This window comes from Flagellimonas cixiensis, from assembly GCF_042134615.1.
Taxonomy (GTDB): domain Bacteria; phylum Bacteroidota; class Bacteroidia; order Flavobacteriales; family Flavobacteriaceae; genus Flagellimonas; species Flagellimonas cixiensis.
Genome location: NZ_CP169639.1, coordinates 1,785,657 through 1,807,181, shown reverse-complemented (window position 1 = coordinate 1,807,181; position 21,525 = coordinate 1,785,657). Strand labels below are relative to the sequence as shown.

Genomic DNA, 21,525 nt, shown 5'->3' with positions numbered 1-21,525 from the left:
GGTTTTATTGTTAAAATGAATTGGACTATTTAAAATCCGTAGCGAATCTCCATTGGGTTTTGTAGTTTTTGTTCAGGGGAAGTTCTTGCAACAGGCTACGCAATATTTCTACGGGCATTCTACCTTCGACCATCACTCGATCATGGAATTCTTTTTCTGTCCAACCCATATCCAACATTTCCTTACGAAGTGCATAAAATTGTAATCCGCCCATCATATAGGCCAATTGATACAAAGGAGGATAGCTGGTGGTGAAAGAACGACGCACCTCAGCCTCGGCATTGGCGTATTCGTGTCCAACCTCATCAACCAATAGGTCGATACATTCTTGCGGGGTCATTTCACCCAAATGAAATTTTAAAGAGAAAATGATACGGGCGCATCGGTGGATTCTCCAGAACAGCATTCCCAACTTTTGCTCTGGCGTCTGCGGAAATTCTTTGTTCCATAAAATGATTTCCCAATACAGTGCCCAACCTTCCGTCCAAAATGGATTGTAAAAAGGTCTTCTATAGCTTTTATGCCTACTCGTCATAAAATATTGAAGGTTATGTCCAGGTAATAGTTCGTGTTGCACAGTAGGAAAGGAGAAATTAGGATTGTTCCCACGCATACTCATCAGCTTATCGTTATGATCCATTTCCATGGTCGGATATGAAATAATGATATCTGGTCCTCCCAAAAAGAACGGACTTACCTTCTGACGTTCTGCACTCATCATTTTCATTCCCCAAGTTTCTTTGGCCAATTCGGGCAAGGTAATCAAGTCTCTTTCTTCGATAAAGTCTACGGAATGTTGGTACAGATCAAAAATGGCCTGTGGTTGGTCTCCAGAAGGAACATAGGTATTCTTAACGTGCTCCAACGCTTTTTTCCAGTCATCACCAAAGCCCAATTCGCGAGAGGCTTTGATCATTTCGGTTTTGCACCAGTCAAATTGCTCTTCCGCAGTTTTGATGAGTTGGGCTGGGGTGTAGGGAATAAATTCCAAGGCCAAGCTTTCTTTAAGGGCAACTTCACCGATAGGCTTTCCGATAATGCCACTTCCATCATCTTTTACACTGCCTTCGGAATAATTCTCTTTTAAAAAGTCCGCGTAGGCGGTCAACTTTTCGTTGAGCTTTTCATAGGGTTTTTCTACCCACCACGTAAACTCAGGATCGTATCCATAGTAAAACTCATAAGATTCTTTCAATCCTTTTTGAAATGATGTTATGACATCTGAAGCTTTATCTGCCGTCTGCCAATCTTTAAATGGCTTGGCTTTCCAAGCTTCCATTTCGGCATCAATTTTATCAGAAGCATCTTGAAATTGTTGTGACAATAGTTTTGCATCAGGTCTTTTTCCTCTGCGTCTTTCCTGCATGAACGTAAAGATGTCTTTCCCGAAATCACCAACTTCATCCACCTCTTTAAATTCATCATAATCCAATCCCAAAAGATACGCTCTCTTGTTTACCAAATTCTGCAACAGCACATAATCAACCTTTCCTTGCTGGGACATGGCATTAAAATCCACCTTATCCAATTTGTCATTCCAATCAGAATAATGTTTGGAATATCGCTCGTAATATTCTTCGGATTCATCAATAATATAGGTGCGTCGCAACGCCCAATTATCAGCTTCAAATTCGGTGACCATATCGGCCATTTCACTGTTTTGTGCTGATGAAATCATCCCGAATAGTACCGTGAATAGAAATCCGATTTTTTTAAGACCTGTGTATTTCATAATTTTTGGTTTCTCTGAACTACCTAAAGGTAGCGGTTGGTTTTTGTTATTCTAGAGTTACATCCAAATACACCGAATGTCTCCCATAGGTTTCGTAAAATGGTTTGAAAGTAACTCCGTCAATTGTAAATTCCAATGTGGATGGGTCACCTTGAATTGTTTTCCCCAAATTATTTGCATCCAAGGTAATTTTACGCCAATCGGTCCTAGCTTCTTTTTCTTGGGCCACCAACAAGATAGGCCCATAAAAAAGACTGGCAATATTCTGTTGATCCATGATCGGATCTAAATGAAACTGGAACGGCATTTTAATGTCCACCACATCTCCATTTTTCCATTTTCGATTTAGGGAAAGATAACTACCCTCCGAAGCTTCAATTTTCTCTTCTTTTCCGTTGACTTTAACCATCACTCCTTTGGTTGCCCATTCAGGCACTCGAACTTTTAAATCGAATTTTGCCTTTCCAGAAATCACTAATTGAGTATGATCTTCCTTTGGAAAAGCAGTTTTTTGCTCCACCGTAATTCCCTTTTCTTCCCAATGCAATGTGGAGGGAACAAAGAGGTTTACATAAAGCTCGTTGTTATCCAAACTTTTAAAATAAATGGAATTCTGGAGCTTGGTGCTGCTTTCCAAGGCGGTTCCGTTGCAACAGGTAAATCCGGTCATATCAGCATTTCCAAATCGCTTAATGGAACCTGGCCGTAAAGGAACATGGTAGGTATTGGCAGGACTATCCTCTGCCACCGAAGCCAAAATATGGTTGTATAATCCTCGCTCGTAATAGTCCATAAACTCGGTGCGCTGATCAAAAAGAAACAAGTTTTTGGTCAACTTGAGCATGTTGTAGGTGGCACAGGTTTCATTTTGCCCGCCAGATGAAAATCCATTGGCATATAATGTTGCTGGCTGCGCCACAAAACACTCGGCATTGGTAGGGTTTCGGGCTCCTGCTACGCCACCTATGCTGTACATGTAATCGTTTCGTGCTTTATACCAAAAGTTATCAGCTATTCGGTAATATTCTGGGGAATTTGAATCGCGATAAATCTCTAGGGATCCCAAGATCTGTGGGATATGTTGATTGGCATGCAAACCTCTAAAGGTGTCCACATTATTGGCCAAACCGTGTGAATGGTCTGCATCACCAAAAAACATTTTAATGTTGTCGAACAGTTGGGCTACTTTTAAAAAATTAGGTTCGCCAGTGATTCGGTTCAATCGCGCCATGGCCTCGTTCATCCCTCCAAACTCTCCTGCAATATAGGTGTTCCACATTTGAATCAAGGTGTCAGTAGGCAATTGGCTCAATCTAACATATACCCAATTCCCCATACCTTCGGCAATCTCCAAAGCTTTTTGATTTCCTGTGATCTCATAAATATCCAACAGACCTGCCAACAGCTTGTGCAAGGTATAATAGGGTGCCCAAATCTGGGTGGACTGGGTGCCATAGGTGGCACCATTTTCCAACATGATAAATTGGTCTGGAGGATAGGCACTTATAAATCCCTCACCCCAATTCCAATAATCGGTTCGAATGCCATTTTCGCTTAAATCGGAATCAAAAGTTGATTTGCCTGGTCCTGGAGGAATCGTCGTAGGGTCGGCTACATATTTATCACCTTCATTAACAGGTCGTCCAGACAATCTTGAAAGTTGATGGAGCACCGCCACCATGTAATCCATCTTTTGCTTAAAATTGGATTGCAGGGATTCATCGTATCCTGTGCTCGCGTAGGCTTGGGCCAATGCGGTCAAGTAATGTCCTGTGGCATGGCCTCTCAATTTGGTTTCTTGACTGTCCCAAACCCCTAAAGGAATTGCTCTTTCTGGTTGTTCTTGTCCAAAAGCATTACGGAACATGTACAAAAACGAATCTGGATTGGTACTCGCCAAGGTGTTGATGAACTTATCCCGATTTTCTATGAATTTGGTTTGATGGCCGTGGGCATCCACATTTAAGGATACTTGTTCAAGCGGGAAAACTTCCAAAGTACGGATGGGTGTTACAGATGCCTGAGCAGCTTTAACCACAACCTTTGCCTTGGGTTGTAAATCTGTTCCCGGCACTTTTCCAATGACTTCATAGCTCCCTACTTGTGCAACTTCATCATTATTGCTTGGTGCTGGCCAGAGTACTCTTACTTTTGAACCTTCAATTCCGTTTTTGTAGTCCCCTTTCACATATCTTGGCAATCTTGGCAAGGCACCCACGGTAGTTTCCACATCAACATCGGATACCCCAACCAAATATTGATTGTACAATTGAGGTACGCTCGGATCAAATTGTGGTAAATCATCCTTTGGTTTTTCTCGTTGTGCAACAGCAACATTTCCTTTCAAAGCATTTTCACGAATGACATTTATTTGGGCTTCGTTCAAAAGGATTCGGTACAATCGGAAATCGTGAATGCTTGCATTTAAATGTGGATTGCCAGATGGAATTGACCTACCCACATACAATTTGTTCTCATGGGTAAACAAATCGTCCAGTTCTACCTCAACTTTTTCAATTTTCCCAAGTTGTTTTCCATTGAGATAGGTGGCAATTGATTTTGATGGAGCATCAAATACTAGAGCAATATGTGCCCATTCTCCAGTTGAAATGGCCTTGCTGGGATTAGAAGTTTTGTAGATTTCCTTTCCATCCTTTATCAAATGAAATTGGCCTGATGCATCCGCATAAAAATGGTTTCTGCCATCTTTTCCAAAATCAAAAAGCACTTGATTCTTTTCGGCAGATTTTAAGTTGACCCAAGCAGAAATACTCAATGATTCTTCTCCCTCAACTGCTTCACCTGGAATGGAAACATAGTTTTGGTTCTCTCCTGACAAAGTAAGGACCTTTGCCAGGTTTTTATCCTCATCAAACTTTATGTTGGTGCCATAAATTCGAGCATGCAACGTATTTCTGGACCAATCCTTGGCATCTCCATTCAAAATGTAGCGGGAAATCATTCCTGTTTCGCCAATACCATCCAATATCTGGTTGCCCTCTTGGGCTTGCACAAAGGACAAACAAAAAGAAAAGCAACTCAGAAATGTGCCTATGATTAATTTACTTAGTTTCATGTATTTTTCAATTTCTCATTTGACCACATCATCCCGCACTTTTCTTCTTTTTAGTTAAAGTACTTGGAATCCATGGGCATATGGGTCATCATCATCTATGATGATATTATTGTATCCCGTTACTTGCGCCCACCCTTGAATGCTGGGGATGATAGCCAATTTATCCCCTAATGTGGTCTTGGTCTCGACCTTGCCCACAAACTTGCTGCCTATAAAACTTTCATGGATGAATGGCTCCCCTATTTTTAATTTCCCTTTGCTGTACAACTGGGCCATTCGTGCCGAAGTTCCTGTTCCACAAGGAGAACGGTCTATCGCTTTGTCCCCATAAAAAACAGCATTTCTACCTGATGATGTTGCATCCAATGGTGTTCCTGTCCACATCATATGGCTTACATCGCGAATGGTCGGATTTTCTGGATGGATGAACATATCGGGATATTTCTCGTTGATAGCCTTTCGCACCACTTGCGAAAACAAAATAATTTGTCCCGCAGTGAAATCTTGCAAACCTGAAAAGTTCTTTTGTGGATCAACAATGGCGTAATAATTTCCACCATAGGCTACATCGAAGGTTAATTCCCCCAAACCTGGACATTCCACGGTCAGATTTTCGGCTGCCAAGTACGATTTCACATTCACCAATCGCACCCAATCCACTTTTTTTCCCGTTTGCTGGTATTCGATTTCCACCAATCCTGCAGGGGCTTCCATTTTGATTTTCCCTGGAGCTTTTGGCGTAATCAATCCCTCCTCTATGGCTACGGTAATGGTTCCAATGGTTCCATGACCACACATGGGCAAACAACCCGAAGTTTCAATAAAAAGTATGGCAAAATCATTTTCTGGATCATGGGGAGAAAGCAAAATACTTCCACTCATCATATCGTGACCCCGAGGTTCAAACATCAATCCTCTTCGAATCCAGTCATATTCCTTAAGGAAATGCTGGCGTTTTTCGCTCATATTGGCTCCCAACAGGTTTGGACCTCCACCTGCAACCACTCGCACTGGATTGCCGCAGGTATGTGCATCAACACAAAAAAATGTTTTTCTGGCCACTCGCGTTACTTTTCTTAGCTATTTTCTTAAATGTTCTGGCAATAATTCCATGGGGAACGATTGATAACTCACAGGTCGAACCCATCTTTTAATAGCATGGACTCCCACAGCCGTAAACCTTGAATCGGTCGAAGCAGGGTACGGTCCCCCGTGTTGCATGGAGGGGCAAACCTCAACTCCAGTAGGCACCCCGTTATAAATAATTCGTCCTACTCTATTTTGAAGCGCTTCAACTATTTCTGTACTATCCAATGCGTCATTTTCTTCTGCAATCAAGGTTCCTGTTAATTGACCTTCCAATTCTTCAATCACTTGAAGCAATTCCGCTTCATCTTTACATTGAACCACCAAGGAAAAAGGGCCAAAAACCTCTTGATGCAATTTGGTGTTGTTCAAATATTGGGTTCCAGAAACAGTCGCTACTGCAGAAGCGGCATAATTGGGATCCAAATCACCTTCGATTTTACCTACAACCTCTACACCATCCTGTGAAGTAACAATTTCACCCTTGCTTTCATATCCCGATTTAATATTGGGATGCAACATACATTGTGGGTCCAAGGCAATAGTTTCTTTGGCCAATTCATTGATAAAAGCTTGGGTATTTTCATCTTTTACGGTCAATAACAACCCTGGATTGGTACAGAATTGTCCTGTTCCCAAAGTAATGGACCCAGCATAGGTCTTTGCGATATCATTTCCGCGATTTGCAATCGCATTTGGCGTGATGATAACAGGGTTGATACTTCCCATTTCAGCAAAAACAGGAATTGGCTCTGGTCTTTTGGCCGCTAAATCGAATAGGGCACGACCACCTGTAATGCTTCCCGTAAAACCAACAGCTTTTATTTTTGGATGACTCACCAAATCCACACCTGCTTGTATTCCTCCATTGATGCTCGAGAAAACGCCCTTGGGCATTCCCGTTTTTTCCGCAGCTTTTACAATGGCCGAAGCGACCAATTCGGAAGTTCCGGCATGCATGGGATGCGATTTTACCACTACTGGGCAACCTGCGGCCAACGCACTGGCGGTATCTCCTCCCGCTGTTGAGTACGCCAATGGAAAATTACTGGCACCAAAAACGGCCACTGGCCCCAAAGGAATCATGGTTTTGCGCAAATCGTCTTTTGGCATCGGTTTTCTATCCGGTTCTGCGGCATCAAAGGTGTTTTCGCGCCAATCTTCGTTGGCCACCAAAGTTGCAAAGGATCTTAACTGGTTCATGGTTCGTCCACGTTCGCCAATGGCTCTTCCCTCTGGCAAACCTGATTCCATGCAATAGGTATCCAACAATTCTTGGTCCAAGGCCAAAATTTCGTCCGCAATAGCATTCAAAAATTCAGATCTTTTGGTACCTGATAATTTTCGAAACACTTTAAAAGCATCCCATGCCGAAGTCACCGCCAATTCGATTTCTTCAGATGAGGCCTCCATAAAAGTGGTATCGTTTTGAATATTCAATTTGGGATTAATGGTCTTGAACTCCACACTCCCCTTTGCACTAAATTCTCCTGCGATACAATTTTTACCTGTAATCATGCTAAACTTGTTAAATTCTTATAATCTGGTAGTACGGGTCTGTTTTTCATGGCGTTGTCTATCACTCCCAACACCCGTTCGCGTTCTGCTCCTTGCAATGGCAAACGAGGTGCCCTTACATGCTCTGTTCCGATTCCTGTCGCCACTTCGGCCAATTTGATATTCTGCACCAATTGTGGGTTGATGTCCAACTCCAACAATGGCATGAACCATTTGTATATTTCTAGAGCTTCTTGGATTTTGCCTGCTTTTACCAATTCGTAAATGGCCACGGTTTCTGCTGGGTAGGCACAAACAAGTCCCGCTACCCATCCATCGGCTCCGATCACCAAACTTTCCATTCCGAGGGTATCCACACCCGTAAACACTTTTAATCGGTCACCAAAACGGTTTTGAAAGCGAATCACATTGGTGATATCCCTTGTGGATTCTTTGATGGCTTGGATGTTTTCACACTCCAAAAGTTCTTCCATCATATCCAAGGTTACCTCAATTTTGTAATCTACAGGGTTATTATAGATCATTATGGGCAAGGAAACGCTATTGGCAATGGCCTTAAAATAGGTCACTGTTTCATAATCCGTCGCCTTGTAGCGCATTGGCGGAAGCACCATCAACCCCTGCGCACCTACTTTTTCGGCATTTTGGGCCACTTCAATGGCCTCTTTGGTACTTTGTTCGGCTATGTTAATGATAACAGGAATCTTTCCCTCCACAATCTGTAAGGTGGTTTTTATCAAGGTCTCTTTTTCTGTTTTGGTCAAGGTACTGGCCTCGCCTAAAGTTCCTCCTAAAATTATACCGTGAACTCCGGCATCCAATTGTGCTTTGATGTTCTTTTCGAACATGGCCAAATCCAGTTCGTCCTCACTTGTAAATTTTGTGGTTACAGCTGGCATAACCCCTTCCCATTGTATCATGATGTTATTTGTTTTACTACAAAAATAGTGGACACAAGGTCAGAAATGCCGTTTTTTATTAGCTTATATTGATACTATATTACCTCAAAAATTGATTTTACTTATTAAATTGATGATATTTGGGCAAAAAATGAAGGTACTTCCGTTCAAAATTCCAAAACCAAGTGACGAGGCATTGGTCTACCAAATAGACCATGAACGGATATTTTATGACCAGTTGCACCAACATGAAGAAATCCAGATCAGTTATATAGCCAAGGGTTCTGGGTCGTTGGTGGTTGCCGATTCCATCAGTGATTACCAAGAGGGGGATGTGTTGGTGATTGGTGGGTTTTTACCTCATGCGTTTAAGAGCGATGTTTCGGCTTCATCCAAATCCATCATGCATACCTTGTTTTTCGACATCCACTCCTTTGGAAATGATTTTTTCGGCATTACCGACCTTGCATCCACCAAAGCGTTTTTCAAAAAATCGGAGTTGGGCATTCGTGTTATCTCGAACAAGGAAGTCATTATTAATGCTTTTCAAAAATTGAAATCACAGAACAAAGTAGAACAAATTGCCACTTTGTTAGTGGTGATCAATGAGATAATGAAAGCGAAAACCCAACCTTTGTCTTCTTTTGTATACCGCAAAACATTTTCGGACGATGAGGGCAAACGCATGAACGATGTTTTCAAGCATGCCATGGACAAATTCAACGAACCGATTAATCTGGATGAAATTGCCCAAGTGGCCAACATGAGCAAGAATGCTTTTTGTAGGTACTTTAAAAGACGGACCAATAAAACCTTTTTTCAGTTCCTTATCGAAATTCGGATTGAAAATGCCTGCAAAATCATTCTAAGTCAGCCCGAATTGGCCATTGCTGCGGTTTCCGAACAATGTGGCTTTAACAACATTGCCAATTTTAATCGAAAATTCAAGGAATTGAAAGGCTGCTCACCTACCCAGTTTCGCAGTAGATTCTAGATTTCCTGGTTAATCAACTCCAAAGCTTTTTCGAGCACCTCATCCCTACCCTCTTTTAACCCTTGAATTGTAGGGCGCACTTCCACATCTACTTTTACACCCTTGCGCTGGGTCTCGGTTCCATCGGGATAAAAAATGCCAATTCCAGAAATCGAGGTTTTGATTCCTCCACCCAATTCTAAGGTGGACACGTTGCCATCCGCTCCTGCCGTTTGACTACCCACGGTTATAACATTATCCGCAGCCTGTAAAGCCATTGTGGTGAACTCGGCATGGCTTTGTGTGATTCCATTCACTAAAAGAACCACTTTCCCTAAATAATTTTCTTTGTTCTTAAAACTTCCGCATTGTGTGCCCTCCCTCCATTTGAACTTGCCAGGATAATTTAGGTCGGGTTGGGTTACCTTGAAAAAGTCTCTACGCTCCGGAATTAAGTAAGAAGCTACATGATACAAAGTTCCTTTTGGATAATTTCTGATGTCAAAAACAATGGCCTTGGTATCTTTAAAGCTTTCCATCATTTCTTCCACATCCTTTCGCTCTAGTTTGCCCATGTTCACATAACCAATATTCCCTTCAAGCAATTTCCATTTATCAACTTCTTTGGGCAATATTTCCTGAATGGAATACAAAGAAATTTCTGTTTGGGCTACTTCCCCGTTTGACTGGTAAGTAACTTTTTTGGTTGTTGGATTTTTTGAGCGAATAATATCATAACTCAAATTTCTATACTTGCTTGCCGGATTCGAGCCCCATACCAATTCCATACTATCCTTAATCATGCTTTGCACAGGAACATTGTCAACTTTTAGAATAATATTTCCTTTTCTAATTGAAGATTGCTGCTCCAAGGAATCATTATAAAATCCTCTCACTACCAATTTTCCATCAATAAATTGAGTTTTTACATTTGGGTAGTAGTAGTTGCTTTTGGAAGTAATAAATCCCCCATGGGCATCATCAATCCTTACCACCATTTTCTGCAAGGCACGATGAAACTCTTTTTCAGTTGAAGCGGCTTGCAATTGAGGTATGGATGAAAGCAACACCTCATCCCATGGTTGGTCGGTTTGGTATTTGTAAGGAAAAAAGTACTCCACAATGTTCCAATATTTGAAGGCTATCATCAACCTCATATCTGGATTGGACCAATCCAAATTTTGGTATTCGGGTTCATTTTTTAAGGCAATATTGCCCACTTGTTTATATGGGACGTACACATAATGTTGCTTACCTTGAAATCGGTTTTGCTCTATAAACATTAGTTTATTGCTAAGTTGCGGGGTAAAGAGTTCGTTATCTTCAAACCAAGAGAGATCAAAGTTCTTTTCAAAATAGTCTTGATCATTATCCTTAGCGCATTTTTTACAGACAGGTACATCTCCCAAGCCTTCTATCCAATCCAAATAGATCTGGGAAAGTTCTACTTTATCCTTGGCTTGTTCCACTTTGGGAAGCACTTCCAACAACTGCTCGTCCCAATTGAATTTACCTTTGGCCACTTGTGGGTGGTAGTATTTTAAAAATCCCCAGATTTTGGCAGTGGCCGCAAGTTTTTGTGTTTCATCGAATTGTGGAGCATTTGCAGAGCATACGGATTGCGTCAATAGCAACCCGAACAAGAAGACAATTTTGTTTACCATGATGATTTGATTAGCGTTTGGATTTCAATATAACCCTCATTCTTTCAGACAAATATATTCCCACCTAATATTTAAGAACATTTAACGCAATTAAAGCCAATTTTAAGTAAGCTTTAATATTTGATACTGAACCATATAGAGAAAAGTCAATCTTTTGCAGAAAAGTCTGAAAAAACGTTACGAAAATCATAAAACCCAGTATAATTGGGATTTACGGATTACTTGCCTTACCTTTGTGCCACGATGAAAATCAAACTCCACGAGAGAAAAAATTGTCGAATCCTAAGTTTTAACTATCTGGTATTCCGAAACCAGCCAGATAAGTTCATTCCGCCTACCTTTTAACCAACTTCCCTTGAAGAGGGAATTGTATTCCATGGGAAATTTCGGATTTTCTATTCCGTAATTTATCCATGCCCGCTGTTTTTACCCATAATCTAAACACAATAACAATTATCGTCCAAGACAAAAGCATGGTCATCAAAACCTACGATGCCTACACACGATTATCAACTATGGAGGCGAATCGGTTCGCCAACTTCCTTTTTGAACATCAAGAAGGAAAAAAAGCGACCAAAAAAGCCATTCGAAAAGCCATTCAATATTCCACCAAGGAAATACCTGGTTTGGGAGGCTACGTTTTTTCGATGGAGGACAAAGATGACATTCTGGCCCTTGCCGTGGTCAATAAAACGGGAATGGGAGATTATATCCCAGAGAATTTTTTGGTCTTTTTTGTAGTTCATCGCAATTACCGTGATCAAGGAATTGAAAAAAAATTACTGGAGTATACGCTTCAATATTGCAAAGGCGATGTTGCCATACATATCACAAGCAACAACCAATGCCCAAACAAACAATTTTTTGAAGCATACGGGTTCAACGAGACCCACACCGAAATGAGATTGAACAGATAAACCATTATATGTTAAAAATTGAAGTAAAGCCCGGAGAAAGTATCGAACGTGCCCTAAAGCGCTACAAGCGAAAGTACAGAAATACCAAACGCTTGGATCAGATTAGGGATCGGCAGGAGTATACCAAAAAATCCGTGGCAAAAAGAAAAACACTTAAAAAAGCACAATACAAAGAACAGTTCCTGAACCAACAGGACAATGTTTAACATCAAAATTCATATTATCTACAACAAAATGAGACTTTCAAAAATTAAAAGGGAAACCAAATATGAAAAACGCTACAGTGTTTCCATGGGTGAACTGACCACCCAGGTAACCTACATAAAGCAGTACATTCTGGGCCTCCCCTTCCGTACGTTGCACAAGTACCGTGAAACCTACTACGGAGAGGTAAAGGATTGCGAAGATTGCAATGTTCTGGCATAAAATTATTGAATCACCTTTTTAAAAAAAAGAATGAAAGTATTAGTTATTGGTGCAGGTAACATGGGACTTACCTATGCCACAGGAATGTCCAAATCCAAATTGCTTAAAAAGCGCAATATCATGGTTTTGGACAAATCAAAAGAAAAATTGGAAGAGGTGGGCAAAATTGCCTATTTCGACGCCATAGATAAATTGGAAGATTGCGTACCACAAGCCGATATCATCTTTTTGGCCGTAAAACCTTATCATGCCGAAGAGCTTTTTGAGCGCATGAAAAAATTGGTGAACCCAGAACAACTGTTCATTTCCATAATGGCAGGGGTCACCATCAACTATATCCAAGAATCGCTTGGAATAAAAAAAGTGGTTCGCGCCATGCCTAATTTACCTGCGCAGGTTGGTAAGGGTTTGACCAGTTATGTTTCTTCGGACGAAGTTTCCCGTTTGGAACTTTTTATGGTGGAAGGACTTTTGGACACCACTGGAAAGTCGCTCCGCGTAAAAAATGAAAATTACATCGATGCCTCTACTGGAATTTCAGGTAGTGGGCCAGCCTATGTGTTCTATTTTATGCAGAGTATGATGGAGGCTGCCCTGCAAATGGGCTTTTCCGAGAATGTATCCAAAGTTTTGGTGAGCCAAACCTTTACGGGTGCCGTAGAGCTGTTCAACCAGAACAACCTTACCCCCGACACTTGGATGGAACGTGTGGCCTCTAAAGGTGGCACCACCAGAGCCGCTTTGGACTCCATGGAAGATAACAACGTAAACGAATTAATAAAAGAAGCGGCATTTGCTGCCTTTAACAGAGCCGTAGAATTAGGCGAAGAATACTAAATCATGTATAAAGAACTCGTGGTCATCAAAGTAGGAACCAATGTGATGACCAACAAAGACAACAGAATTGTAAGACCCGTTCTCAACAGTTTGGTTCAACAGATTGCTGAATTGTACGAACGTGATATTATGACCATCTTGGTCTCCTCTGGATCTGTAATTGCAGGTAAAGAGGTTTTGGGAAAGGCCAAAATAAAGGATAAAACCCAACGTAGACAGGTATATTCCGCTATTGGACAACCTCGAATGATGCGACATTACTATAATATTTTTAGTGATTATGGTATGAAATGTGCCCAGGTGCTACCAACCAAAAGGGATTTTAACCCTGGTGTGCATCGCGATAATATGATCAATTGTATCGAGGGGCTTCTTTCTGAAGGAGTAATTCCGATTGCCAACGAGGATGATGCCGTTTCCGTATCCATGTCCATGTTTTCGGACAACGACGAATTGGCCACACTTTTGGCCCAATTGATGAATGCGGACAAATTGATTTTAATGACCGATATCGACGGGCTTTATGACGGACATCCTGACAAGGCCGATTCCAAGGTTATTGAAAAAGTTGAGCCAAGGGAAGATTTGGACAAATACATTGAAGAAGGAAACAAAAAAGAAGGTGAAGGCCGTGGTGGTATGGGTTCTAAACTCAACTACGCTCAAATAGCTGCAGCCGACAACATTCCATCTTACATTGTAAATGGAAAAAGAGATAACATCATTATAGATGTTGTAGAAGGAAAAAATGTGGGAACAGAAGTTTCAAAATAACAGTAATGAAATTATTAAACACAGAAATAAAAAATAAAGTACTTAAAGATATGGAGCACATTCTCGATACCCATCGAGAAGAGCTGCTCCGGGCCAATCAAAAAGATCTTGATGCCTTTAATCGGGACGACCAAGCATTGTATGATCGCTTGATCGTGAACGACAGCAAGGTAGACCAAATGATTCAGGCCGTAAAAGAAGTCCGGTTGCAGGAAGACCCTGTAAGCAAAGAAATATCGACCAGAAATTTGGACAACGGATTAAAGATCATCAACAAAACGGCTCCTTTTGGAACCATTATGATCATTTACGAATCCCGACCCGATGTTACCGTAGAGGCAGCCGTACTTGCCTTTAAGGCCAACAACAAAATTTTGCTAAAGGGAGGTAAAGAAGCCTACCATAGCAACAAGGCCTTGGTAAAGTTTTGGCATCAAGCTTTAACCCAAAATGAACTTTCGGAGGATTATATCCAGTTTTTGGAAATGGATAGATCCCAGACCCAAGAATTTTTGAAAAATCCGAATCAAGATTTGGACCTGATTGTGCCAAGGGGAGGCGAACGTTTGATCGCTTTTGTAAAAGAGCACGCCAAATGCGCCGTTTTGGTGAGTGGTAGAGGAAATAATTTTCTGTATGTGCACAAAGAGGCCGATTGGAAAAAGAGCTTGGAGGTCATCGTAAATGCGAAGACCCACAAGATTTCGGCCTGTAACGCTTTGGACAAAATTTTGCTCGATACCCAAATTGAAGGGTATGCTGAAAAATTGGTAGAGCTTAAAAACCTATTGTCCGAAAAAGGCGTATCCATTTTGGTAGATGACAAAGTAAAAAATGTGCTTACCAATGAGGAAAGCATTACCGATGCTTCAGTTTGGCAAGAGGAATTTTTGGCCATGAAGTGCGTAATCGGAGCCGTGGACAATTTGGATGAGGCCATCATCAAAATAAATAAAAATTCTGGCGGACACTCGGCATCCATTATGACGCAGAACAACAGTGTGGCCCAAACCTTTATGGAAAATGTGGACTGTGCCGCTGTGTACCAAAATGCATCTACCCGTTTTACCGATGGTGGTCAAATGGGCGTTGGGGCAGAATTGGCCATCAGTACCGATAAACTGCACCACAGGGGACCATTGGGACTTAAACAATTGGTCACCAACAAATACTATGTATTTGGCGATGGACAGATCAGGGTATAACCCCATCAACATAAATAGAAAAAAGGAGGCCAATTGGTCTCCTTTTTTTTGTGCTGGGCACATATTAATTCAAAAAAAGACCGACAGAGTTGATTTAATGATAATTTATAACTGAATTATTGGTCAATTTTTAATAAAATCTATAGCTTTAGTATTCAAAATTTAATAGCATGGGAAAATTTGAGATTAAAACGGATAAAGCTGGCAAGTTCAGGTTTAATTTAAAAGCTGGGAACGGTCAAGTTATTTTAAGCAGTCAAGGGTATACTACCAAAGCTGCCTGTGAAAACGGCATTGAGTCGGTAAAAAAACACTCGCAGGACGATGGTAACTTTGAAAGACTGACTGCAAAGGATGGAAGTCCGTATTTTAACCTAAAAGCATCCAATGGCCAAGTAATTGGCAATAGTGAGATGTATTCCAGCGATTCCGCTATGGAAAACGGCGTTGCTTCCGTTAAAAAAAATGCTCCCGATGCTTCTGTAGAAGAAGTTTCGGAATAAAAACCTATCCATTGATCAGAAAAAGCAGCTTAAAAAAGCTGCTTTTTTTGTTTTGTCCCAGAATCGCATAGCTTCTATAATTCCCCTTATTCTTTTCGGTTCACCAAGCCTTTGGTAAACTCGTTCAGCGCTTCTACTTTTTCTTCAAAATCCCCTTTTAAGGTTTTGCGGTATTCATTTAGGTTCTTTACCAGATCATCTATATTCTCCGGCAACACATCCTCAAAAAACTGTCGCAATCGCTTGGCGGTCGTTGGGGATTTTCCGTTGGTAGAAATAGCCACCTTTACATTACCCTTGGTCACAATACCTCCCATGTAAAAATCGCAAAACGGTGGATTATCAGCTACATTCACCAAAATACTGCGTTCCCTACAATCATGGTACACCTCCTCGTTCACTTTAGGCTTGTCGGTACAGGCAATTACCATGTGCCTTCCCTCTAAAAATTCCTTTTTATACACTGTTTCGATAATCACAACATCGTGTTTTTCTGCTAGTTCCAAAGTGGCGGGCAAAAATTCGGGCGCCACCATTTGTACTTTGGCATTTGGACTCGATTTCAATAAAAATGAAAGCTTTTCCAACCCCACATTTCCACCACCAACTATGAGCACTTGTAACTGCGATACCTTTAAAAAAATGGGATATAGCTCATTCCTTTCCATAACATCAATTTAATGCTATAAAGATAATCACTATTTCTGTGGATGAAGCACGTCTGTGCAGCAGCACTTTTAACCTTTAAAAAGTAGGAGCTTCCTTTTGAGTCTCTTTGGGTTTAAACTCATACCTAATGAACAGCTCGTGAGAACCTCCCGTATAGCTTGCCAAGTTGGATGAAGTAAGGTCATAGGCATAGCCAGCGCTAAAATTGGGGTTGATTTGCATCCCTAATAAGGTCGAAAATGAATCGTCCCAACGATAGGCCAATCCAAAAGTGAAGGTTTCCTTTAAAAGCACGTTCGCCGAAACATCGGCAATCATGGGTGCTCCAGGAACCCATTTCACAAAAAAGGCAGGTTTCAATTTTACATCGGCCGAAACATCAAATACTTTTCCACCAATCACATAATAGTGCATGCGCTCGGCAGCAATCTCCTGTTCCGCCCCATCATAATGGTTCTGTGATAAAAAATTAGGAATCGCAAACCCTAAATACCCTTTTCCACTGTTATAATAAATACCAGCACCTATGGTTGGGAAAAATTTGCTCTTTATATTATTTTGAAAGGCCACATCGGCATCCTCTGCCAAGCCTTTGGAAAAATCCACATCAAAAATGCGCCCTCCCAGCTTTAACCCAAAAGATAATGTTTTGCCAGCGCTATCCAACTGAATGGTGTAAGAAACATTTCCGTCCAAAAATATTTCAGAAGAAGGCCCAAGCGCATCATGCGCCAATATTCCGCCCAGGCCTATTTTATTTTCCAACGGTGCGTCTACAGCCAAAATTTGTGTGTTTGGAGCACCATTTACTCCCACCCATTGGGAGCGGTGCATCAACAATGCCGTTAAATATCCATTAGAACCTGCATAAGCAGGGTTTACACTCATGGTATTGTACATGTATTGCGTAAACTGGGGGTCTTGCTGTGCTTTTACCGCAAGGGGTAACAAAAACAGCAGTAACAAACCTAATTGCCCAACTATATTCCTTCTATATCTTGCTGATACCATCCCCATGCTTATCTATTTATATACAACCAATCTGTTAGCGGTTCCGATCCATCACCAAGGTCCAACACGTAATAGTAGGTTCCGGCCGGTAAACCGTCTTCTTTTTGCACTACGCTACGGCCATTGGGTGTTCCATCCCAATCATTTTTATAATTATTGGTGTGGTAAACCATATTTCCCCAGCGGTTGAACACTTCCAGCTTGTTATTTGGATATCTGGACAAACAATCAATTCGGAAGGTATCGTTTACACCATCGCCATTGGGTGAAAATTCGTTATACACCAGCAAACAGGTTGGGTTCACAAAGGCCTCGGCCCTATTATTGGTTTGGTCGGTGTCCCATTGATCAACATAAGCCATTTGGGCCACGTTCAAATAATCTTCAATATCCAAAATCTCAACAGTGATTTCCAAAGTAGCCGTTTCGGAGGGCAAAAGCTCTTCAATTTCCCAAAGACCTGATGCATCAAAAATTCCGATAGTAGTGGAATGACTTACATAACGATATCCTGAAGGCAGTTGTTCCTCAATCCCTAAATTGGAAGCTGATTCCTCTCCTTGATTTGTGGCAGTAATTGAAAAAATCACCTCATCCCCTATTCGCGGTGATGCATTGTTTACCGTTTTGGCAATCGAAATATCAGTGGTTTGCGGTTCTACAACTGCAGTTGCTTCATCATCATCCTCTACCCCGTCAAATAAATCGTCTTCTTCAATACCAACATTAGGGTCACTATCTGGATCATCATACCTGCTTGCTGAAATAAAAGCCACATTCAAATACTCATCTTGGGTGTCCGTAGGCGCATTTACCATGGCCAAAACCTCTAGGCTCTCTGTATCTTGACTTGGGATAGATCGGTTTACGTCCCAAATTCCTGTATCAGGATTGTAAACTCCTGCTGTGGTGGTATGGGATTGATAGGTATATCCCGTCGGAAGCATATCGGTCACCTCAACTCCTGAAGTTCCAGAAAGTCCATGGTTGGTCACGCTTACTAAAAAACGAACCACCTCACCCACATTTGGGGTTGGGTTGTCGACTATTTTTTCCAATGAAAGATCATTGGATCCAAATGGCTCCAAGGTAATGGCATCTTGATCATCTTCTGAGGCCAAATTATTATTTGGAGTTGAATCTGGGTCGTAGGTTGCCAACGCAATCAACTCTGCTTTGTTGGTGTGAATTCCGTCTGGGAGCACCAACGCAGTTATTTTTAGAGTCTCTGTATTTCCATTGGTTAATTCCGATATGCCCCAAGAGCCAGCCACAACATCATAAGATCCTGTCGTTGCCGTGGCAGAAATAAATTGAAATCCTGTTTGCAAAACATCTTCTATCACCAATCCTGAGGCATCATTTGGACCTTGATTGGTAACCTCAATGGTAAATACCACTTCCATACCTACATTTGGGGTAAGGTTATCTACCATTTTTACTACTTCAATGTCGGTAACATGTCTTGGAGTGGTGGATTGTGCATCTTGATCGTCTTCGGACAATATATTGTTATTCGGTGTTGAATCAGGATCAAAGAAAACGGCATCAGTAACTTCAGCAATATTGGTATAATCACCATCAGCATTAACCTCAGCTACGATATTTAATTCCAATTGGGAGTTCAAGCCTATTGTTCCAACATTCCAAATGCCACTGGAAGGATTATACCTCCCCATCCCATCATCTGATACATAGATATAGCCGTTAGGGAGGTTGTTTCTTACCCTTACTCCAATAGCGTCGCTAGGTCCTTGATTGATCAATGTAATCGAGAAGGTCACTTGAGTGCCCACATCGGGTGTTTCATTATCCACTCTTATCTCAACAGCTAAATCTGCGGATGGTATGGGTGTGGTTCCCGCATTATCCTGATCGTTCTCAAATATATTATTGTTGTTCGGTATGGAATTGGGGTCAATTTGGTCAGAAGCATACACTTCGGTCACATTAAAATAATCGCCCGAATTGTTCACCTCCGCCACAATATTCAAAGTTTCTGTGTTTCCATCAGGAAGCGTACCTCCCAAAACCCAAAGTCCTGTAGCATCGTCATAAGAACCTGCCGTTGTACTGTGCGAAACGTAGGTGTAACCATCAGGCAATAAATCCATCACTTCCACTCCAGTGGCATCACTAGGTCCAAAATTGGTCACATTCAAGGTGAAAATCACCTCTTGCCCAACAAATGGGCTCAATACATTTACAGACTTGCGTAATAATACATCTGCTACTGGAATTGGAATGGTTGAAATGGTCTGTTGGTCGTCCTCAAATTCGTTATTGTTTCCTGGTGTGGAATCCACATCCAGTTCGGCAAGATTGGTCAATTCGGCCGTATTTGAATACTCCCCTGTTGGTAGAACCTCTACGGTGATTTGCAAGGTTTCGGTGTTGCCACTGGCCAAATTTCCCACTACCCAAGATCCGTTGGTCGAATTATAGGTTCCTGAAGTGGCCGAAACATTTACCAAATCATAGCCCGAAGCCAGCATATCGGTCACTACCACATTGGTTGCATCGCTCGGACCGTCGTTGGTCACATTTACCGTAAACACTATTTCGCTACCCACTTCTGGGATAAATTCATCCACCGATTTTGTTACCGAAACATCCACTAAAGGGTCAGGGAAAACAGTAACTCCGTCTTGATCATCCTCGCCTGGTGAATCATTATTGGGAGATGAATCCACATCGGTCTGGTCGTGTCCGGTAATTTGTGCTGTGTTGTTATAATCACCTGATGGGTTTACATTACATAAAATACTTAAGGTTCGGGAACTCCCTGAAGGGATTGTACCCACGTTCCAAATTCCCGTTGCTGAATTATAGGCTCCCCCCGCATTATCTGAAACATAAGTATACCCTGATGGCAATTGGTCGGTTACCTCCACCGATGTGGCCGTACTGGGTCCTTCGTTGGTCACCGTTATGGTGAATCGAACATTATCACTCACCAAAGGCGGGGATTTATCTATGGTCTTTGTGAGCGATAAATCTATCAATGCTGAAGGCACTACCACTAAATCTCCTTGATCATCTTCTGATGAAACACCATTTGCAGGTGTTGAATCTGGGTCATAGGCATCCGAGGCAATAATCTGGGAAGTGTTATTATAGGTACCCGATGCATTCACAGTCACATTAATCGTTAATGTTTCGGTATCGCCGTTGGCTACAGTTCCCACTTCCCAAAAGCCAGAAATGGCATTGTAAGTTCCTGAGGTAGCCGAGGATGAAACAAAACTAAAACCAGATAATAGCTGATCTACTACCCTAACATTCGTGGCATCGTGAGGTCCAGCATTGGATACGGTTATTTCAAAACTGATTTGTTGCCCAACATAAGGTGCCATATTTCCTCCAACCACAGTTTTGGTCAAAGAAAGATCGGCCTGCAATGGCGCTGCAGTTAATGTATCTTCATCATCTTCACTTTGATCTCCATCATCATTATCGGGGGTGCTATCAAAATCATCTTGATCGGCCAGAAGCACTTCGGCAATATGCGTGTATTCAGCACTAGTCGAAGTCGGTGTTTGAACCGTAGCATTAAAACTTAAAGAGGTCGTATTGGAACCTACGGGAACCGTGATTCCGGTCCAAACCACTCTATCTGGGGATGGATAAGAGGCACCAGAGTTATTTATGGCGGTTATATTAGCGTACCCGATCGGCACTAAATTTTGAACGGAAACGCCTGTGGCATCCACATCGCCCAAATTGCTCAAGTTGATGGTAAAGGTAACGACATCCCCAATTTCTGGAACGGTATTGCTTGCCATCATTTCCAATTCCAAGTCTATTCCCTCAACAGAAATAGCTACAGTATCCGAATTGGTGTCGCAAGAGGCATCTGAAACGGTCCAATCAAAAAAGTAGGTGCCAAAAGTGATATTGCCCAATCCGGTATTTGGGTCATTTATATCATCAAAAGTTACAGTGGTCGGCCCAGAAACCTGGGACCATTCACCAGTACCAACCGACGGTGTTACAGCATTCAAAGTTACTGATGAAACTTGGGTGAATACTTGGTCTGATCCTGCATCAACGGTACAAGACTGCGAATACCCCATTTGAAATGAGGCGAACAGAAATAGTAGGAAGTATAAAAAAACCTGGGACGGGGTTTTGTTCATAGGTTAAGTTGCTGAGGTTTTTCTTACGTAGTAAGACACTCAAACATATCAAGAAGTTGTCAGTTTATCGAAGTTATGTTGTATTACAGCGATCCT

The 21,525-nt window shown here is 41.7% G+C and carries 17 protein-coding genes; 8 read left to right on the top strand and 9 right to left on the bottom strand.

The window, feature by feature from the left end:
- Nucleotides 1-25: 25 nt before the first annotated feature.
- From ABT310_RS08040 to ABT310_RS08020, 5 genes are read right to left on the bottom strand one after another with little or no spacing between them, the layout of a single operon-like run.
- Nucleotides 26-1,732, bottom strand: coding sequence for a DUF885 family protein (locus tag ABT310_RS08040; protein ID WP_375323389.1), 1,707 nt, complete (start codon nucleotides 1,730-1,732; stop codon nucleotides 26-28).
- A gap of 46 nt (nucleotides 1,733-1,778) precedes the next feature.
- Entirely contained in the window at nucleotides 1,779-4,808 is a 3,030-nt protein-coding gene (locus ABT310_RS08035) for a beta-L-arabinofuranosidase domain-containing protein (RefSeq protein ID WP_375323388.1), read from the bottom strand.
- A 54-nt stretch (nucleotides 4,809-4,862) separates the two neighbouring features.
- Entirely contained in the window at nucleotides 4,863-5,870 is a 1,008-nt protein-coding gene (locus ABT310_RS08030) for a 4-hydroxyproline epimerase (RefSeq protein ID WP_375323387.1), read from the bottom strand.
- 18 nt (nucleotides 5,871-5,888) lie between these two features.
- Nucleotides 5,889-7,412, bottom strand: coding sequence for an aldehyde dehydrogenase (NADP(+)) (locus ABT310_RS08025; RefSeq protein WP_375323386.1), 1,524 nt, complete (start codon nucleotides 7,410-7,412; stop codon nucleotides 5,889-5,891).
- A complete protein-coding gene (locus ABT310_RS08020) occupies nucleotides 7,409-8,332 on the bottom strand; it encodes a dihydrodipicolinate synthase family protein (protein WP_375323385.1) in 924 nt (307 codons plus the stop codon). The genes ABT310_RS08025 and ABT310_RS08020 overlap by 4 nt, the downstream gene beginning before the upstream one ends.
- 130 nt (nucleotides 8,333-8,462) lie before the next feature.
- Here ABT310_RS08020 and ABT310_RS08015 point away from each other — a divergent pair, with 130 nt between their 5' ends.
- The gene (locus tag ABT310_RS08015; RefSeq protein WP_375323384.1) at nucleotides 8,463-9,305 is read left to right on the top strand and encodes an AraC family transcriptional regulator; all 843 of its coding nucleotides are present in this window, start codon (nucleotides 8,463-8,465) and stop codon (nucleotides 9,303-9,305) included.
- Here the strand turns inward: ABT310_RS08015 and ABT310_RS08010 are convergent.
- On the bottom strand, nucleotides 9,302-10,948 hold the full coding sequence (locus ABT310_RS08010) for a S41 family peptidase (RefSeq protein ID WP_375323383.1): 1,647 nt from the start codon (nucleotides 10,946-10,948) through the stop codon (nucleotides 9,302-9,304). The genes ABT310_RS08015 and ABT310_RS08010 overlap by 4 nt on opposite strands.
- A gap of 473 nt (nucleotides 10,949-11,421) precedes the next feature.
- Here ABT310_RS08010 and ABT310_RS08005 point away from each other — a divergent pair, with 473 nt between their 5' ends.
- The 7 genes from ABT310_RS08005 to ABT310_RS07975 all read left to right on the top strand — a co-directional run bounded on the left by ABT310_RS08005 (nucleotide 11,422) and on the right by ABT310_RS07975 (nucleotide 15,610).
- On the top strand, nucleotides 11,422-11,865 hold the full coding sequence (locus tag ABT310_RS08005; RefSeq protein WP_375323382.1) for a GNAT family N-acetyltransferase: 444 nt from the start codon (nucleotides 11,422-11,424) through the stop codon (nucleotides 11,863-11,865).
- An 8-nt stretch (nucleotides 11,866-11,873) separates the two neighbouring features.
- Complete coding sequence (rpsU, locus tag ABT310_RS08000; RefSeq protein WP_375323381.1) at nucleotides 11,874-12,071, top strand: 30S ribosomal protein S21; 198 nt, start codon at nucleotides 11,874-11,876, stop codon at nucleotides 12,069-12,071.
- A gap of 28 nt (nucleotides 12,072-12,099) precedes the next feature.
- Entirely contained in the window at nucleotides 12,100-12,291 is a 192-nt protein-coding gene (locus tag ABT310_RS07995) for a hypothetical protein (RefSeq protein ID WP_375323380.1), read from the top strand.
- Between the two features lie 30 nt (nucleotides 12,292-12,321).
- Entirely contained in the window at nucleotides 12,322-13,128 is an 807-nt protein-coding gene (gene proC / locus ABT310_RS07990) for a pyrroline-5-carboxylate reductase (protein ID WP_375323379.1), read from the top strand.
- 3 nt (nucleotides 13,129-13,131) lie between these two features.
- Nucleotides 13,132-13,902, top strand: coding sequence for a glutamate 5-kinase (proB, locus tag ABT310_RS07985; protein WP_375323378.1), 771 nt, complete (start codon nucleotides 13,132-13,134; stop codon nucleotides 13,900-13,902).
- A gap of 5 nt (nucleotides 13,903-13,907) precedes the next feature.
- Entirely contained in the window at nucleotides 13,908-15,107 is a 1,200-nt protein-coding gene (locus ABT310_RS07980; protein ID WP_375323377.1) for a glutamate-5-semialdehyde dehydrogenase, read from the top strand.
- A gap of 170 nt (nucleotides 15,108-15,277) precedes the next feature.
- Nucleotides 15,278-15,610 (top strand): YegP family protein, encoded by a 333-nt coding sequence (locus ABT310_RS07975; protein WP_375323376.1) that lies wholly within the window; start codon nucleotides 15,278-15,280, stop codon nucleotides 15,608-15,610.
- An 86-nt stretch (nucleotides 15,611-15,696) separates the two neighbouring features.
- Here ABT310_RS07975 and ABT310_RS07970 read toward each other — a convergent pair whose 3' ends face one another.
- From ABT310_RS07970 to ABT310_RS07960, 3 genes are all read right to left on the bottom strand, one after another.
- Nucleotides 15,697-16,278, bottom strand: coding sequence for a bifunctional precorrin-2 dehydrogenase/sirohydrochlorin ferrochelatase (locus tag ABT310_RS07970; RefSeq protein ID WP_375323375.1), 582 nt, complete (start codon nucleotides 16,276-16,278; stop codon nucleotides 15,697-15,699).
- A 76-nt stretch (nucleotides 16,279-16,354) separates the two neighbouring features.
- Nucleotides 16,355-17,296, bottom strand: a complete 942-nt coding sequence (locus ABT310_RS07965; RefSeq protein ID WP_375323374.1) for a type IX secretion system membrane protein PorP/SprF — start codon at nucleotides 17,294-17,296, stop codon at nucleotides 16,355-16,357.
- 2 nt (nucleotides 17,297-17,298) lie between these two features.
- Nucleotides 17,299-21,366, bottom strand: a complete 4,068-nt coding sequence (locus ABT310_RS07960; protein WP_375323373.1) for a gliding motility-associated C-terminal domain-containing protein — start codon at nucleotides 21,364-21,366, stop codon at nucleotides 17,299-17,301.
- Nucleotides 21,367-21,525 lie beyond the last annotated feature (159 nt).